Raw genomic sequence first — 16,354 nt, forward strand, 5'->3', positions numbered from 1 at the left:
CCTGATGTGTTTCCTGTTAGGCGCTTTGCGAGCCAAGCGTTATAATTCCCGTCAGATTTTTTCCTACGCAGGTTTTCCTGCATTATTCACCATCTTTAATCCTCAGGGATTGTTAAATGTCTACGAGTTCAAATCCTCTTCCGCGTGAATTATTAGCTCCTCGTTACTGGCTGACCTGGATAGGTTTTGGTTTGTGGTTTTTAATTGCGCAATTACCTTATTCATGGCAGATGAATAGCGCACGTGTGCTGACCCCATTGCTTAATTTGAATAAAAAACGCGTAAAAATGGCGCGTACGAATTTGCAACTGTGTTTCCCTGAAAAGTCAGCTGAAGAGCTTGAGCTGTTGTTGAAAAAAAATCTGGAATCAACTGCGATGGCAGCGCTTGAGACAGGCATTGGTTTTTTTTGGGCAAAATCGCGGCTGCGCAAATTGTTTACTATCACCGGTGTTGAGCACGTAGAGCAAGCGAAAGCAGACGGGCAGGGTGCTATGTTACTGAGCTTGCATTTCACCACCTTGGATATTGGCAGTGCGATGCTGGGGATTTATGTCAATTACGATGGTATGTACACACCACACAAAAATCCGGTTTTTGATTATGTACAAAAGGTGCGTCGTGAAGCCTATGCGCCCGGTGGAATTGCATTTGCGCGCGACAATGTTCGCGCGATGATCTCGCAATTGCGTAAAGGCCGTATGATTTGGTATGCGCCTGATCGCGATTTGGGCGCAAAGGTATCGGTGTTTGTTCCGTTTTTCGGTGTGCCTGCAGCTACAGTAACGGCGACTGCGCAATTTGCCCGCATGGGGCGCGCCAAAATTATTCCATTCTCGCAATATCGTCTTGATAACAACAAAGGCTATCAAGTGGTGATTCATCCACCATTTGAAAATTATCCTACGGGTGATGAGATAGCAGACACCCGCCGGATTAATGAATATTTCGAGCAAGAGATTTTAAAAGTACCTGAGCAATACCTTTGGGCACAGCCGCGCTTTAAAACACGGCCAGAAGGAATGCCTAAAGTTTATAAGTGATTTATTTTTATCGCTTTTCTTGTGTGGGCTTGTCGGAATAATGAACTTGCCCATTTTCATCGGTCCAGCGATAAATTGTCGTTGCCGGTTTTGAGTCATCCTCGCTAGTGTTTTCACCCATCCCATTTTTAATCTGGTAGTTTTCCATTCCGTTAGCGGGTGTTGTCTCGCTACTAAAGATGATCTCAGTCAGCTGATTTAATTTAGGGTTCATCATCAGCGGTAATTTATTTGCTGAGTTTAACTGCTGCTGAAATTCAGGGTCGTTGATGATGGCAATTACACGCGGATCGTGTTTAACAATTTGCACACGGTTCCACGCTTGCACCATTTTTTCCGCAGCAGCTTGTGAGCCTTCTTCATTGCTAACATCAGATTGTGAGAGCAATGCTTGTATGCTTGGGTTATCCATAAGCTCCTGAAACTCTGGTGTACGCATCAATGCGTGCGTATCTCCTGTGGTGAGCAGCGATTGAATTTTTTCGTCGGCCATCAGGTTTTTCATCTGGTCGTTATTCGCTACCTGCTGCACATGAGTGAGCATGGTTTGTGGATTTTCGACAAAGGCTTTGGTGATTTGAGTTGCTGCTTTGTCATGCAGTGTTAAATCCACCGCAGTAGCCGCAGCATTGCCGATCAGTTTTTTTGCACTGGCTTCAATAAATGAATCATTGGCTTTTTCAAGGTCGCGTATCTGTGGGGCTTTTGTTTGCTGGGTTGAGCTACTTTCATTAGTTGGGGCGGGAGCAGCACTATTTTCAGTTAGCACTTGTGGTTGTGGCTTGGTTTTTGGTGTTAGCACTAAGCTCATGGCATAGACAACCACAAGTCCCACCAATGCGCCCATTAATACACCAACACTTGCCCCACCAATTTTGGAACCGGTTTGCGTAACTCTGTTTTCCGGGATGGCTTTTGCAAGCAGGTTAAGCAAAAGGCTGACTAAAAAACTGGTGAGTAAAAAAATGGCACTGCCCGCAATAAAATACACAATCAAACCATCTAGCGCAGTGTGTTCCATTAACCATTTTGCAAAAGGCTTGGTAAATATAATTGCGGCAGGGTAAGCCACAATCCAGCCGAGAATGCGGGTAATAGACCCTATAAAACCTTTTTGGTATCCGCGCCAAGTAAAAAAGGCGAGCAGCGCAAAAAAGACAATGGTGGAGATATGCATATTTATTATTCCTTGTGGCGATTGCTTCTGTATTAATGTGAATTAATCCAAGGTGTTCCCAGTTTGTAGCTATAGGCCACATCAAATGCTGGCGCAAGCCATGCGTTGATTACGGCATTGCCAAAGCCATCCGGGAGGGTATCGGCAAAATACTTATTAATCAAACTTGGGTAAAAAAACACCTTTTATGTGCTTTATTTGTATTTATGGGGTAGAAAAGTATCTTTTATTATTGGGTGCGGGTTCGTAGGCTAGCTTTTGCTGGGGTGCTGAATTCAGACTAGGCAAACTATTCCTGAGTTAACTCAAAAAATTGACTGCGTAAAACCTGAGTGAATATATCTGGCGCGACTTCAACCTCCAATCCACGACGGCCTGCGCTAACAAAAATGCTGGTATGGTTTTGGGCTGATGTATCGACAAAGGTCTTTAATAATTTCTTTTGCCCGAAAGGGCTAACGCCACCGAGTACATAACCGCTCATCCTCTCAACTTGCTGTTTATCTGCCATAACGGCTTTTTTGGCTCCCGCCGCCTTGGCGATCTGTTTCATGCTGAGCATAGCCGAGACGGGAATAATCCCAACGACGTAATCTTTTGCATCCAGCATAACGACCAGTGTTTTAAAAACACGGCTCGGATCGATACCTAATTTTTCAGCAGCTTCCAGTCCGTAAGATTCAGCATTGGCATCGTGTTGATATTCGTGGATCTGGAATTTAGTTTTGGCTTTTTCAAGCGCTTTGATGGCAGGTGTCATAAGTTGAATCTGTTATTGATTACAAAAAAGTGTTCATGATTTCTATCAGGCGAGCGATGCGCTCATTGGAGAGCTGACGATAATCAGGGTAGGGCGCGACAATTAAGCGCTGCTCTTTGTTGATCGCAAAATAAGTATCTAGCCAAATTAGTGGAGGAAGGTTCAAGTTGGCTGCATAGGTTTTGCCGGCGATAACATGAATCGTAAAATCTGTATTTTCAAATTGTGGGGCGTTAAATAACAGCACTTCTTGCGAACGAGCTTGAAACAATTCTCTATCACGATATTCCTGCCAGCTCGCTGGAATATCTTTTCGCTGCTTTAGCGAATGCCAATCAAACAGCAGCTTTGCATACACATTAAACACTTTGCGCCAATGGTTGCTGGTGTGCTTTACGATATGCGCAAGTTCACCTGCGGCTAAGCCGCGCAATTCATTCATAGCAGGGTAATCATCAATCGGTGGGCGATTGGCGATATAAAAGTTGATACTGCTATTGGTTGAACCGAATCCGATTGGTTTCATATTTGGTGTTCAATAAATCCAAATTTTACTGCGTAATTCTATTTTTTATGTGGCGATTAATAAGAAGAATTTGGAGTAATGTCGGGATTAACCTCACCATAAACTTCCTCTGGGTCTATACCCTCCATCAACAACGTTTCGCGCACTGTTTGAATATGGTCGAGTACCGTTTGGTATCTATCACCGTATTCGTATTTGTTCACCTCAATGGCTTTTGGCATATAACAAAAGGCAATCTTCAAGGCTTCAATCAACTCGTCATGTGTTGCTTCACTCATAGCGTTCTCCATGTGGGTTGCGGCGGGCCGCGTAGGCTGAGGAGCGAACCCCAACAGCGGTTTGTTAGGGTGGCGAAATAATAAATTGTATATTGTTTGGTAGGTTGGGCAGTTATGCCCAACAGAGTGGCTGTTTGAATGCACTGTGTTGGAACTGATGTCCAATCTGAAGTCCATCATTTGGAGTTAGGTAACCTTCTGATGTTGTCTGAGAAGATAGCTTCCAGATCCATCATTGGTTGTTGCAACTCTATGTTTGTCTACATCAGATGTTCGCCAATAGTGAGTTACTAGTGTTTTTCTTGTCTTAATATGATTTTTGATTGGGGTGCCCCCGTGATATAGCTGAGCATGCCAGATGAAAACATCCCCAGCTTCCCCAAGAAATGTTTCAGGTTGGAGATTGTATGCTGCAATTTTTTCTTGAATATATGCGGTTGCTTGTGGCATTTCTTCATTTGTTGCATGAATTCCTCCGTGAGAAAATTTATATGGGGGAATTAAATGGCTGCCTGGGTAGTAGCTTATCGGACCTGTATCTAGGCTCTGGTTTTCAAGACAAATACTAGATACAACCATCATGTTGTCAACGGGCGGCGGCATATAGTAAGTGTCGAAGTGATAAGGTTGTTGGCTTCCTTTTCTGAAAGATAATGAGTTTATTACAAGAGGATCACTCTTAAGGAGTGTGCTGAGAATTAAGCTTAATCTTTTATTTAAATTGAGATTTCGGCAATGTTCTGACTCAAGAAAAAGATCATTTATCTTATGTGCTGATGTTATAGCTTCGTCTGGTGCGTCGCGAAGTGACATTCTTTTTCCCGCTAGCGATCCTTCTAATACATCAATTGTAATATTCCTGGCTTTTTCTCCGCGATTGCGAATAATTTCGTCTAGATCATCACTGTAATTTTTTAATGCTTCATGAGGGAAAAATTTTTTTAGTATAAGGTACCCATTTTTTTTCCAAAATAGTAACTCTTCTGTTGTTAGGGGCGGCTCCAGAGCAGTTTTTTTCTTTTTAAAAATATTTTTAAAATTAAACATATGTTTCCTTCCGTTGTATGATTTTCTTTGTACAACCATTTTGTGTTAATGCTATTTATTGTTCAGTAAAGGTTGTTGTAGCAAGTAGCCCGTATGGAGTGAAACTTAATACGTGAAATGGCTAATATATAAATATCGCAATCGGTTTCACTCCTCAAGGCAATGAACTACTCCCCAGCCCCCGGCTCATACGCCAATACCGGACTCAACCATCTTTCAATTTCCTGCACGCTCACTCCCTTACGCTGCGCCAAACTTTCTACCTGATCTTTTTCGATCTTGTCGGTATTGAAATATTTCGCTTCAGGGTGCGCGAAGTACCAGCCGGATACGGCGGCGGTGGGCAGCATTGCAAAGTGCTCAGTTAATGTAATGCCAGTTTTGTTTTCCGCATCGAGCAATTTAAAGAGCGTGGCTTTTTCGGTGTGATCCGGGCACGCGGGGTAGCCGGGTGCGGGGCGGATGCCTTTGTATTGTTCTTTGATGAGGTCTTCATTGCTGAGATTTTCATCTCGGTCGTAGCCCCAGAATTCTTTGCGCACGCGTAAGTGCATGTGCTCGGCAAAGGCTTCGGCCAAACGGTCGGCGAGGGCTTTGACCATAATGCTGTTGTAGTCGTCGCCGTTGTTTTGATATTCCTTCGCTAATTCTTCTGCGCCTATACCAGTGGTGACCGCAAAGCCGCCGATGTAATCCTGCTTGCCCGTTTCTTTGGGTGCAACAAAATCCGCGAGTGACATGTGCGGTTTGCTTTCCATACCCTGTTTTAAATGTTGTTGGCGAATATGGTGCAGAGTGTTTATTTGTTTTCCAGTCGAATCAAACACCGCAATATCATCGGTATTGACCGAATTTGCTGGCCAGAAGCCGATCACGCCGTTGGCTTTAATCAGTTTTTCATCGATCAATTTGCGCAGCATTTGTTGTGCGTCGGCAAACAAACTGCGCGCGGCTTCACCGACGATTTCATCATCGAGAATGCGCGGGAATTTTCCGGCGAGATCCCAGCTGATAAAGAAAGGTGTCCAGTCGATAAAATCGACCAGCGTATTTAAATCGTAATCTTCAAACACTTTTACGCCGGTAAATGCAGGTGCTGGTGGAGTGTAATTCTCCCAATCCAACTTCAAACCTTTAGCTATAGCTTCAGGGTAAGTGCGCACTGTGCCGCGCGGTTTGCGGTTGGCATTGCGCTCGCGCACTTCGACGTATTCTTGTTTGATGTCTTCAACAAATTTCGGGCGCAGTTCGTCAGAAAGCAGTGTGCTTGCAACACCTACAGCGCGCGAGGCGTCGGCTACGTAAACCACTTGGTTGAGTTTAAACACCGGATCAATTTTTACCGCCGTGTGCGCTTTAGAGGTAGTAGCGCCGCCGATCATCAGTGGTTTGTTAATGCCTTTGCGTTCCATTTCGCGCGCGACAAATACCATTTCATCCAGCGATGGGGTAATCAAACCCGAGAGGCCGATAATGTCGCAGTTTTGTTCGATAGCGGTGTCCAGAATTTTATCGCAGGGCACCATTACGCCCAGATCAACCACTTCAAAGTTGTTGCACTGCAATACCACGCCGACAATATTTTTGCCGATGTCGTGCACATCGCCTTTTACTGTGGCCATCAAAATTTTGCCGTTAGGTTTTGAGGCTTCAGTTTTTTCGGCTTCAATAAACGGTTGTAAGTAAGCTACGGATTGTTTCATTACGCGCGCCGATTTAACCACTTGCGGCAAAAACATTTTACCGGCGCCGAACAAATCACCCACCACGTTCATGCCGTCCATCAGTGGGCCTTCAATCACATCGAGCGGGCGAGGGTAGTGCTGACGCGCTTCTTCGGTATCGGCTTCAATGTGCGTGGAAATACCTTTAACCAGGGCGTGTTCGATACGTTTGGCAATCGGCAGCGAGCGCCATTCGGCGTCTTCTTTGGTTTCGCCGGTCGCACCATCGCCGCGATATTTTTCGGCGATATCAAGCAGCGCTTCGGTGCCGCCCGCGTGACGGTTGAGGATTACATCTTCAACTTTATCTTTTAATTCTTGCGGCAGATCGTCGTACACCGCCAACTGGCTGGCGTTAACAATGCCCATGTTCATGCCGGCTTTAATGGCGTGATACAAAAATACTGAGTGAATTGCTTCACGCACCGGGTTGTTGCCGCGGAAGGAGAAAGATACGTTGGACACGCCGCCGCTTACGCCAGCGTGTGGCAGGTTTTGGCGAATCCAGCGGGTGGCTTCAATAAAATCCACCGCGTAATTGTTGTGCTCTTCAATGCCGGTGGCGACCGCAAAAATATTCGGGTCGAAAATAATATCTTCCGGCGGGAAATTTAATTTATCCACCAGTGTGCGATAAGAGCGTTCGCAAATTTCTTTTTTGCGCGCCATGGTATCGGCTTGACCGGTTTCATCAAACGCCATGATGACCACTGCAGCGCCGTAACGCATACAGAGTTTGGCTTTGTGCAAAAATTCTTCTTCGCCTTCTTTAAGCGAAATCGAGTTAACAATCGGTTTGCCTTGAATACATTTCAAACCGGCTTCGATCACTTCCCATTTGGAGGAGTCCACCATAATGGGCACGCGTGCGATGTCGGGTTCGCCCGCGATTAAATTTAAAAAACGCACCATGGCTTTTTCGGCATCGAGCATGCCTTCGTCCATGTTGATGTCGATAACCTGCGCACCGTTTTCAACTTGCTCAAGTGCAACTTCCAATGCGGTGGAATAATCTTCTTCTACGATCAAACGTTTAAAGCGCGCAGAACCGGTTACGTTACAGCGCTCGCCCACGTTTACAAACAGCGAATCTTTAGTGATGTTAAATGGCTCAAGGCCAGATAAACGACAAGCGGGTTCGATATCGGGAATTTGGCGCGGAGCGTATTTCGCCATTGCATCGGCGATGGCTTTGATGTGCGCGGGTGTAGTACCGCAGCAGCCGCCGATAATATTTAAGAAGCCACTTGCAGCGAATTCTTCAACAATCGCCACCATTTCTTGCGCGGTTTGATCGTACTCACCAAATTCGTTGGGCAGACCGGCGTTGGGGTGTGCGCTCACAAAACAATTCGCCACGCGCGACATTTCTTGCACGTACTGGCGCAATTCTTTCGCGCCCAGTGCGCAGTTCAAACCCATGCTGAGCGGGCGAGCGTGCGCGAGCGAGTTGTAAAAGGCTTCGGTAGTTTGGCCGGAAAGAGTACGGCCAGAGGCATCGGTAATGGTGCCGGAAATCATAATCGGCAATTCAAAACCGGCTTCATCAAAATATTTTTGCACCGCAAAAACCGCGGCCTTGGCGTTGAGTGTATCGAAAATAGTTTCGATCAAAATAATATCGGCGCCGCCTTTTACCAAACCGTCGGTCGCTTCCACATAGTTCTCAACCAACTGATCAAAAGTTACATTGCGCGCGCCTGGATCATTTACGTCCGGCGAAATAGAACAGGTGCGGCTGGTTGGACCAAGCACCCCGGCCACAAAGCGCGGCTTGGCGGGATTTTTTGCGGTGAGTTCATCGCACAATTCTCTCGCCAAACGCGCAGAGGCAAAGTTCAACTCATGCGCCAGATCTTCCATCTCGTAATCGGCCATGGAGATGCGCGTGGAGTTAAAGGTGTTAGTTTCCAGAATGTCCGCACCGGCTTCCAAGTAAGCGCGCTGAATCTCGCGGATCACATCCGGTTTGGTGATGCTGAGCAGGTCGTTATTGCCCGCGATATCCATGTGGTAATCGGCAAAGCGCGCGCCGCGATAATCGGCCTCTTGCAGCTTGTAGCTCTGGATCATGGTGCCCATGCCGCCATCCAGAATCAGGATGCGCTCTTTAATGGCGTTGTGCAGGGAGTCGATACGGGCTTTAAGTGCAGCTGGAATAGTCATGGGAAACCTTTGTTAATAAGCAATTGCCCAGATTGAGTAAGGGCAATATCAAAAAAGTTTGATATAGAAATTTGGCGCGAATTCTAGCAGAAAAGCCTGTTGTAGGGCGGCGTTTCTGGACATTAGTCGTTACGAAGCTTGGGTGCTGAAGGAGAGTCTAGCTGTGATTTGCGGAGTGGGTGGAGCGAGGGGCATTAACCTAAAAGGACATTAACGGAAAGGAACATCCTTGGTGGATGCTTGCTTCTCGGCGGTATTGGGGCGCAATTGAAATAGGGTCAGCGCACTAAAAAATACCAATCCGCAGCCCGCAATGATGATGTGCTCAGGGTGGAATATACCGAATAGGAGGTTTGCAATAGCTAAGCTCAGGTAAACGCTGATCCTGAGTGTCTTGGTATTGATTAAAAATTCCTGCGATTGGTTCATGTGAATAGATTCCGGAAGTTTTTCTGATCCAGCAGTCAGTATTTTAAGCATAGTCGGTACAGGCGATTTTATAGGACAGAAGTTAGCGAAAGCCGATTATTTTGTTAAAAAAGTGTTAAATCTGGTGGGATTCTTCATTTATTGGTAATGCTTATATCGTTTATCACTATGGTGACAATTGTAAATTACTCATCTCTTTTAAGGCTTCGCTAGTGCCTGATGATCGGCTTTGCAGTAGAATACCCGAGTGTTTTAATCAGGTATTAAAGGTCATTATGGTCAACGTCGATATCACCGAATCTGCCCAGGAATATTTGAAAGGGCTGTTGGACAAGCAAAAAGACAACGATGGCATAGGCATTCGCATGTTTGTGGCCAATCCGGGTACCGCCAATGCGGAAACCTGTATTGCCTACTGCCGCCCGGGTGAAGAAAAAGAGGGTGATGTGATTGTCCCTCTGAATGGTTTTAAAGCCTATTTTGAAGAGCGCAGCCTGCCGTTTTTGGAAGATGCAAAGGTCGATTATTCGCCCGACCGCATGGGCGGCCAGCTGACTATTCGCGCTCCCAACTCCAAAATGCCGCGCGTGACCGATGACAGCCCACTCGAAGATCGCATCAACTATGTGCTCTATAACGACGTAAACCCAAGCCTTGCCTCACACGGCGGCAACGTGAGTTTGGTTGAAGTGACTGACGACATGATCGCCATTTTGAAATTTGGCGGCGGTTGCCAAGGTTGCGGCTCAGTGGCGATTACCCTGAAGCAAGGTATTGAAGTGCAGTTGTTGGATAAGTTGCCTGAACTAAAAGGCATCCGCGATGTGACTGACCATACGGATCGTTCTAACGCGTATATGTAATTCGTAACCTTTGTTTTAGATGTAAAAAAACCGGCTTTTGCCGGTTTTTTCGTTTAAAGCTGGTCTTTTCATTTAAATCTTGTTTGTTCATTTAAAGCTGGTTTGGGGGCGGGGTTGGTTGCTTATCAGTTTCCCCTACTAGCTGATCATATTCCCCTGTCGCTTTTAATTCTTGTAGCCCTTTATCTAACTGCTGCGCTAGCCATCGCGCGCGCGGGCTTTTGTGCGAGAAGGCGAGGTATACATCGCCGCGGTGATTCAAAAATCGCTTATCAAATACATCTTCTTTCCACTGCATACGCTTGATGGCGTGCTTCGCCTCTTGATCGTACATGACTGCAGCATCAATTCGCCCTTGTTTGAGCATGCGAATAATTTGCGACTGCTGGGTTACGCGCACTTCGGTAAAACGATGGCGGTGATGTTCGTAAATATCGCCGTATTCGTAGTCGCGAATCACACCTACGCGAAAAGTTGGGGGAATGTCCTCAATACGTTTGATACCGGTAAAGGTATCGGGCCTGAAAAACCAATAAGCCTCTACGGTTAATAGCGGCTCTTCTCCAAAAAGATACTTATCTTCTGTGCTGGCCTGACGAGTGACGTTGTAGCCGCCATCGATTTTGCCGGACTCCAAATCATGCAATACCCGCGCGTAGGGCAGGACTTGAAAGCTTGGGCTTAGGCCGGACTTGGCGAATGCCGCTTTGATGAGATTGGTCGAAATGCCTTGACCTTGTTCATCGGAATAGGGCGGCCAGGAATCTTCCGCGCCTAGATGAATACGAATGGAGTCATCCGTTGACCCTGTTGCTGGCGACTCGGCGTAAATCGGCGTCGCCAGCACGTATAGCAATAGCCATACATATGCCAGGGGGCTGTTCATGGGGTTTTCAATCCTTTCAGGAAATATGAATGTGTGATCGGTAATATCGCTACTAAAGACTAATCGCTTTTAGTTATATCTTCAATAAGTCAAATGACGGTCAGACCTAAGAGAAAAACAAAAAATTAACAATTATTTTTGCAAATGACATTAATTATTGTTGCCAATGATAATGGTTATCAATAATATGCGCGCCTTAATAATCTTTGCGTTTAATTACCATTATTACAGGGCTTGTTATGACCATATCCAAATCTACCCATATCGTATCCAAGAAGCGTGTGAATTCACTGCAATTTACCGCGACCGCTTTGTCGTCTGCCATGTTGTTGGCATCTGCTGGTGCTGTAGCCGCAGAAGAGGCACAAGACACTAAAAAACTGAATACTGTAAAAGTGGAAGCTGCGGCTATCGAGTCATACAAAGCCGAAGCAGTTGAGTCCCCCAAATTTACTCAGCCACTGCGCGATACCCCTCAAACCATTCAGGTAATTACCAGTCAGGTTTTCACCCAGCAGGGCGCAACTACTTTGACTGAAGCGCTGCGTAACAGCGCCGGTGTTGGCACCTTCTACGCAGGTGAAAATGGTAATACTGCGACTGGTGATGCTATCTATATGCGTGGTTTTGATACTTCGAGCAGTTTGTTTGTTGATGGTATTCGCGACCTGGGTTCTATCTCTCGCGATCTGTTTAACATCGAGCAAGTGGAAGTAGTAAAAGGCCCAGCCGGTACGGATAACGGCCGTAGTGCGCCAACGGGTGCTATTAACTTGTCGAGCAAGCAGGCTTATCTGGAGGATGCGATTTCAGGTACAGCAACCACGGGTACCGACAGCCAAAATCGCGTCACTGCGGACGTCAATCAAACATTGGGCGAGTCCAGCGCCGTGCGCGTTAATTTGATGTGGCAGGATGCTGATGTTGCTGGCCGCGATCACGTTAACAACAAACGTTTTGGTATTGCACCTTCATTTGGTTTTGGCTTGGGTACCGATACTCGCTCTTACCTGAACCTGTATTACGTTGAGCAGGACAACATGCCTGACGGTTTTGTCCCTACCGTTGGTATTGCTCACTGGGAACCTCAACCCGGCTTGGAGCATTTAATCGGCAATCCGGTCGATTCTGAAAACTTCTATGGTTTGCGCGGCGACCACGACAAAGTAACTGCTCAAATGGCGACCTTCCGCATTGAGCATGACTTTGCTGACAACATGACCCTGACTAACAGTTTGCGTTGGGGGGTGACCGAACAAGATTATCTGCTCAGCGCATTTATGAGTACCGGTGCTGTGGATGCTAACGGTAATCCTACCGGTAATATCAGATGGACTGATGCTGATGATCTGTCTACTTACACTCTGGCGCGTGGCACCAATACTTTCAAAGACGTTGAAAACGAAATTCTGACTGACCAAGTCAATCTGCGTATTGATTTTGTTACCGGTGGAATTGAGCACAATCTGAGTACCGGTGTTGAATTTGCACGTGAAGAGTTTACTAACTACGGTATCGCCAGTAGTGGTAGCCGGGCAGCCGCTAATCTGTATAACCCGGATTGGAACGATGCAGACGATTTGTCTTGGGAGCGCAGCGGCGCTAATAGCTACGGTCAGACAGATACTGTTTCTTTCTACGCGTTTGATACCCTGAAATTCAGTGAGCAATTTTTGGTGACGGGTGGTGTACGTGCAGATCGCTACGAAACTGAATACACCAGTAATTCAGTGTGTAATAACCTTACTGGCCGTGGTGCAGTTCCTTGTAATGGTGCAGTGCCAGGCACAATCGTAACGACGGTTGATGCGAAAGCAAAAGATACTCTGTCTAACTGGAAGTTGGGTGCTGTGTATAAGCCGGTAGAAGCTGCCAGCATTTACGCTAACTATGCGATCTCGCAACAACCACCCGGTGGTTCAAACTTCCAGCTCAGCACTGCAGCTAACAGTGCAAGCAACCCTAATATGGATCCACAAAAAGCAGAGACTTCTGAGCTGGGCCTCAAGTGGGATGTGTTGGCAGAAAAGCTGTCTGTTAATGCTGCTGTATTCCAAACCGATGTAACCAATGAGATCAACACTCAGGATCTGGACGATCAAAACAATCCAACTCAATCAGGCGAAAAGAGTGTTGAAGGTATCGAGTTGTCGATTGTAGGTAGCATCACCGATAACTGGTCGGTCACTGCAGGTTATACCGACATGAGCACCGAAGTTGATAATGGCCCGGTAATCACTGCTGATGGCACGTCCAATCTTACTTACTCGCCAGAAGAAGCATTCACCAGCTGGACAACTTATCGCTTCCCGGTCGGTTTAATGATTGGTGGTGGCGTGCGCTACACCGCTGGTATGCACAGAGGTACTGATGGTGCAGTTGGTACACCTGCGTACACCGATTCCTACACTGTGGTAGATGCGGTGGTGTCTTACGACTTCTCGGCAAATCTGAGTGTGCGCTTGAATGCTTACAACCTCTTTGATGAAGACTATGTTGCGTCTATCAACAAAAGTGGTTACCGCTACACTCCAGGTACTCCACGTACCTTCATGCTTAGCGCGGACGTTCGCTTCTAAGCATCAACTAGGGGATGAGAGAATGTAAACTCATCCCAATAGTTAACCGGCGCCTGCACAACTAGTGCGGGCGCATTTTTTTTGGTGCTGTTTATGTTGATACATATCCCTGAAATATTGACGAAAGCGGAAGTGGCTGAATTTCGCTCGCACTTGGCCAGCGCAGATTGGGTTGATGGACGGGCAACCGTTGGTCATCAGGGCGCTCAAGTAAAACACAATCGCCAGCTACCAGTAGATGGTGCGCTTGCGCGAAATTTGGGTGAGATCATTCTGCAGCGCTTGTATAGCAACCCTATGTTTATGTCAGCAGCCTTGCCGCTGCGTATTGTCCCTCCTTTATTTAATGCCTATTCCGGCGGTGAGCATTATGGGTTTCATGTCGATGGCGCCATCCGTTTAGTGCACGGCAGTAATTTGAGTCTGCGCACTGATGTATCTTCGACTTTGTTTTTATCTGAGCCAGAAGAGTACGAGGGTGGTGAGTTAATCGTGCAGGACACCTATGGCAGTCACGAAGTAAAGCTGCCCGCTGGCGATCTGATTTTGTATCCCTCTACCAGTTTGCATCAGGTCGCGCCTGTTACAGCTGGTGAGCGCGTTTGTAGTTTTTTCTGGACGCAAAGCATGGTGCGCGACGATTGGCAGCGCAACTTGTTGCACGAGTTGGATTGCAATATTCAATCGCTACGCCAAAAAGTGGGCGACTCAGAGGAAATTGTCAGCTTGACTGGTCACTACCACAACTTGTTGCGGCAGTGGGCGGATGTGTAGTTTTTATTAAATGAGGGTGGCGAGTGCTTAAGCGAGTGAAATTTCAATCCGGTTGGCTGGGCAGTGTACGCGAATGGCACTGGGTTAGCTCGGCGATATGCTTGATTGGCATGTTGCTATTTGCCATTACCGGGATAACGCTCAATCACGCTGCGCAAATTAAATCCAAACCTGAAATCGTCACTATTGAAGCCGAAGTTCCTGAATTAATACTTTCACAATTAGTGGTTCCCGAGGAAGAAAGAAGCCCGTTGCCAGAGGTGCTGTCTGATTGGTTGGCAGATAACCAAAATATCGTGGTTTCACATCAATTAGCTGAGTGGAGTGATAGTGAAATTTATTTGTCGCTACCGCGCCCCGGCGGTGATGCTTGGCTGAGCCTTGATCTGGAAACCGGTGAATTAGTTTATGAAGTGACTGATCGCGGTTGGATTTCTTATTTTAACGACTTGCATAAAGGTCGTAATACCGGTGTTGCCTGGAGTTGGTTTATCGATTTTTTCGCGGTCGCCTGCATCATTTTTTGTGCAACGGGTTTGCTGTTGTTAAAACGCTATGCCAGCGGTCGCCCTATGACCTGGCCAATGGTTGGATTGGGGTTGGTGTTGCCCTGGGTTTTGATTTTGCTATTTATTCATTAACGAAAAATAAATGACGAGGTTGTTATGCGTTTGCGTTTTTTTGCATCATCTATGTTTGCTTTAGCGCTGGGTAGTGCTGCATTTGCACAAGCGGCTGATTTAACCGTATCGGTTGAAGTGCCAACGTTGGATGTGGCTGAGTATCACGCTCCCTATGTTGCTGTGTGGTTGGAAAATGAAAAGGGCGAAAGTACAAATCTCTCCGTTTGGTATCAATTGGAAGAGCGCGGTCAAAAAAGTGAAAAAGGCGAAGAATGGTTGAAAGATATGCGCCAATGGTGGCGTCGTATCGGCCGCGAAACCGATATGCCGGTAGACGGAGTGAGCGGTGCAACTCGCAAGCCGGGCAAGCACGAGTTAGTGTTCACCAGTGGCAAGGCGCCATTGGGTAAATTGCAAAATAGCAATTACACCTTAATGGTTGAAGCGGCCCGCGAAGTGGGTGGGCGTGAATTGGTAAAAGTGCCATTTACTTGGCCAGCGGCTTCTGAACAAAGCGCTAAAGGCAGTAAAGAACTGGGTGAAATTAAAGTCTCGGTAAAACCATAAAGCTATTTATAACTCATGTCGTTTCCATCTAAATCACATGTAATTTTCATGTAACAAAAGGAAAAAGTGATGAATCAATTTTTTAAAGCAACACTCTGCAGTGCATTGGTTTTGTGTCTTCCATTGAGCGCTCAAGCTCACCGTGCATGGTTGTTGCCAAGTGCAACTGTACTCTCAAGCGATGATGCTTGGGTAAGTATCGATGCAGCTGTATCAAACGATATTTTCCATGCTGACCACGCACCAATGCGCACAGAAGGTGTGACAGTTGTTGGCCCCGATGGCAAAAATGTTGAAGTACAAAATGCCAACACTGGTAAATTCCGCAGCACTTTTGATGTGCAGCTTGCACAAAAAGGAACTTACAAAATCGGGACTGCATCTAGTGGATTAATGGCAATGTGGGAGACCGAAAACGGCGAACGCAAAATGTGGCCGGGCCGTGGTGAGCGTGCAAACCCTGCAGATTTTGACAAAATGGTACCGAAAAACGCCAAGAATTTAAAAGTCTCGCAAACCTCACGCCGTATGGAAACCTTTATTACTTCTGGTTCTCCAACCGATTCAGTATTGAAGCCAAGCAAACAAGGTTTGGAGTTGGTTCCAGTAACTCACCCAAATGATTTATTTGCAGGCGAAGCTGCACAATTCCAATTTTTAATTGATGGAAAACCAGCTGCAGGTGTGAAAGTGACAGTGATTCCCGGTGGTATGCGCTACCGTAATGATCAAGCTTCAATCGAATTGGAAACCGATAAAAAAGGCAATATTTCGGTGACCTGGCCGCAAGCGGGTATGTATTGGTTGAGTGCGAACTATCGCGATGATAAAGCCAAAAAACCGGCGACTTCTCGCTCAGGTAGCTACGCCGCAACGTTTGAAGTTTTGCCTGAGTAATCAGTAAGGGCATTT

Annotated in this window: 15 protein-coding genes; 7 read left to right on the plus strand and 8 right to left on the minus strand. The window is 46.5% G+C overall.

The annotated features are described in order from the left end of the window. Positions 1-116 precede the first annotated feature (116 nt). Positions 117-1,043 (plus strand): LpxL/LpxP family Kdo(2)-lipid IV(A) lauroyl/palmitoleoyl acyltransferase, encoded by a 927-nt coding sequence (gene lpxL / locus SPL68_RS06750; protein ID WP_323814341.1) that lies wholly within the window; start codon positions 117-119, stop codon positions 1,041-1,043. 7 nt (positions 1,044-1,050) lie between these two features. On the opposite strand, the gene SPL68_RS06755 is transcribed toward lpxL, so the two are convergent. From SPL68_RS06755 to SPL68_RS06785, 7 genes are all read right to left on the minus strand, one after another. Continuing rightward, positions 1,051-2,220: a CvpA family protein gene (locus tag SPL68_RS06755; RefSeq protein ID WP_323814342.1), complete on the minus strand. Its 1,170-nt coding sequence runs from the start codon at positions 2,218-2,220 to the stop codon at positions 1,051-1,053. Positions 2,221-2,509: 289 nt separating this feature from the next. After that, on the minus strand, positions 2,510-2,980 hold the full coding sequence (gene ybaK / locus SPL68_RS06760) for a Cys-tRNA(Pro) deacylase (protein WP_323814343.1): 471 nt from the start codon (positions 2,978-2,980) through the stop codon (positions 2,510-2,512). Positions 2,981-2,999: 19 nt separating this feature from the next. Then, the gene (locus tag SPL68_RS06765; RefSeq protein WP_323814344.1) at positions 3,000-3,506 is read right to left on the minus strand and encodes a DUF6942 family protein; all 507 of its coding nucleotides are present in this window, start codon (positions 3,504-3,506) and stop codon (positions 3,000-3,002) included. A 56-nt stretch (positions 3,507-3,562) separates the two neighbouring features. Further along, entirely contained in the window at positions 3,563-3,784 is a 222-nt protein-coding gene (locus tag SPL68_RS06770) for a penicillin-binding protein (protein WP_323814345.1), read from the minus strand. A gap of 186 nt (positions 3,785-3,970) precedes the next feature. Then, the gene (locus SPL68_RS06775) at positions 3,971-4,831 is read right to left on the minus strand and encodes a phytanoyl-CoA dioxygenase family protein (protein WP_323814346.1); all 861 of its coding nucleotides are present in this window, start codon (positions 4,829-4,831) and stop codon (positions 3,971-3,973) included. A gap of 167 nt (positions 4,832-4,998) precedes the next feature. Beyond that, positions 4,999-8,721 carry a methionine synthase gene (gene metH / locus SPL68_RS06780; protein WP_323814347.1) on the minus strand — a complete coding sequence of 1,241 codons (3,723 nt, stop codon included), beginning with the start codon at positions 8,719-8,721 and terminating at the stop codon, positions 4,999-5,001. Between the two features lie 210 nt (positions 8,722-8,931). Beyond that, the gene (locus SPL68_RS06785; protein ID WP_323814348.1) at positions 8,932-9,150 is read right to left on the minus strand and encodes a hypothetical protein; all 219 of its coding nucleotides are present in this window, start codon (positions 9,148-9,150) and stop codon (positions 8,932-8,934) included. 275 nt (positions 9,151-9,425) lie between these two features. Here SPL68_RS06785 and nfuA point away from each other — a divergent pair, with 275 nt between their 5' ends. Continuing rightward, positions 9,426-10,013 (plus strand): Fe-S biogenesis protein NfuA, encoded by a 588-nt coding sequence (nfuA, locus tag SPL68_RS06790; RefSeq protein WP_323814948.1) that lies wholly within the window; start codon positions 9,426-9,428, stop codon positions 10,011-10,013. A gap of 91 nt (positions 10,014-10,104) precedes the next feature. Here the strand turns inward: nfuA and SPL68_RS06795 are convergent, their stop codons facing one another. After that, entirely contained in the window at positions 10,105-10,899 is a 795-nt protein-coding gene (locus SPL68_RS06795) for a substrate-binding periplasmic protein (protein ID WP_323814349.1), read from the minus strand. Between the two features lie 239 nt (positions 10,900-11,138). Between SPL68_RS06795 and SPL68_RS06800 the strand changes: the two genes are divergently transcribed. The 5 genes from SPL68_RS06800 to SPL68_RS06820 all read left to right on the plus strand — a co-directional run bounded on the left by SPL68_RS06800 (position 11,139) and on the right by SPL68_RS06820 (position 16,339). Then, entirely contained in the window at positions 11,139-13,478 is a 2,340-nt protein-coding gene (locus SPL68_RS06800) for a catecholate siderophore receptor Fiu (protein WP_323814350.1), read from the plus strand. A 93-nt stretch (positions 13,479-13,571) separates the two neighbouring features. After that, complete coding sequence (locus SPL68_RS06805; protein WP_323814351.1) at positions 13,572-14,252, plus strand: Fe2+-dependent dioxygenase; 681 nt, start codon at positions 13,572-13,574, stop codon at positions 14,250-14,252. A 35-nt stretch (positions 14,253-14,287) separates the two neighbouring features. Beyond that, positions 14,288-14,893 carry a PepSY-associated TM helix domain-containing protein gene (locus SPL68_RS06810; protein WP_323814352.1) on the plus strand — a complete coding sequence of 202 codons (606 nt, stop codon included), beginning with the start codon at positions 14,288-14,290 and terminating at the stop codon, positions 14,891-14,893. 24 nt (positions 14,894-14,917) lie between these two features. Further along, a complete protein-coding gene (locus tag SPL68_RS06815; RefSeq protein WP_323814353.1) occupies positions 14,918-15,442 on the plus strand; it encodes a DUF2271 domain-containing protein in 525 nt (174 codons plus the stop codon). 69 nt (positions 15,443-15,511) lie between these two features. Then, positions 15,512-16,339: a DUF4198 domain-containing protein gene (locus SPL68_RS06820; RefSeq protein ID WP_323814354.1), complete on the plus strand. Its 828-nt coding sequence runs from the start codon at positions 15,512-15,514 to the stop codon at positions 16,337-16,339. The last annotated feature ends 15 nt before the right edge of the window (positions 16,340-16,354 follow it).

The sequence above is a fragment of the Cellvibrio chitinivorans genome (genome assembly GCF_035117775.1).
Taxonomy (GTDB): domain Bacteria; phylum Pseudomonadota; class Gammaproteobacteria; order Pseudomonadales; family Cellvibrionaceae; genus Cellvibrio; species Cellvibrio chitinivorans.

Coding starts and splice junctions, on each gene's coding strand:
- lpxL (WP_323814341.1), top strand. CDS start 117: ATGTCTACGAGTTCAAATCCTCTTCCGCGTGAATTATTAGCTCCTCGT.
- SPL68_RS06755 (WP_323814342.1), bottom strand. CDS start 2,220: ATGCATATCTCCACCATTGTCTTTTTTGCGCTGCTCGCCTTTTTTACT.
- ybaK (WP_323814343.1), bottom strand. CDS start 2,980: ATGACACCTGCCATCAAAGCGCTTGAAAAAGCCAAAACTAAATTCCAG.
- SPL68_RS06765 (WP_323814344.1), bottom strand. CDS start 3,506: ATGAAACCAATCGGATTCGGTTCAACCAATAGCAGTATCAACTTTTAT.
- SPL68_RS06770 (WP_323814345.1), bottom strand. CDS start 3,784: ATGAGTGAAGCAACACATGACGAGTTGATTGAAGCCTTGAAGATTGCC.
- SPL68_RS06775 (WP_323814346.1), bottom strand. CDS start 4,831: ATGTTTAATTTTAAAAATATTTTTAAAAAGAAAAAAACTGCTCTGGAG.
- metH (WP_323814347.1), bottom strand. CDS start 8,721: ATGACTATTCCAGCTGCACTTAAAGCCCGTATCGACTCCCTGCACAAC.
- SPL68_RS06785 (WP_323814348.1), bottom strand. CDS start 9,150: ATGAACCAATCGCAGGAATTTTTAATCAATACCAAGACACTCAGGATC.
- nfuA (WP_323814948.1), top strand. CDS start 9,426: ATGGTCAACGTCGATATCACCGAATCTGCCCAGGAATATTTGAAAGGG.
- SPL68_RS06795 (WP_323814349.1), bottom strand. CDS start 10,899: ATGAACAGCCCCCTGGCATATGTATGGCTATTGCTATACGTGCTGGCG.
- SPL68_RS06800 (WP_323814350.1), top strand. CDS start 11,139: ATGACCATATCCAAATCTACCCATATCGTATCCAAGAAGCGTGTGAAT.
- SPL68_RS06805 (WP_323814351.1), top strand. CDS start 13,572: ATGTTGATACATATCCCTGAAATATTGACGAAAGCGGAAGTGGCTGAA.
- SPL68_RS06815 (WP_323814353.1), top strand. CDS start 14,918: ATGCGTTTGCGTTTTTTTGCATCATCTATGTTTGCTTTAGCGCTGGGT.
- SPL68_RS06820 (WP_323814354.1), top strand. CDS start 15,512: ATGAATCAATTTTTTAAAGCAACACTCTGCAGTGCATTGGTTTTGTGT.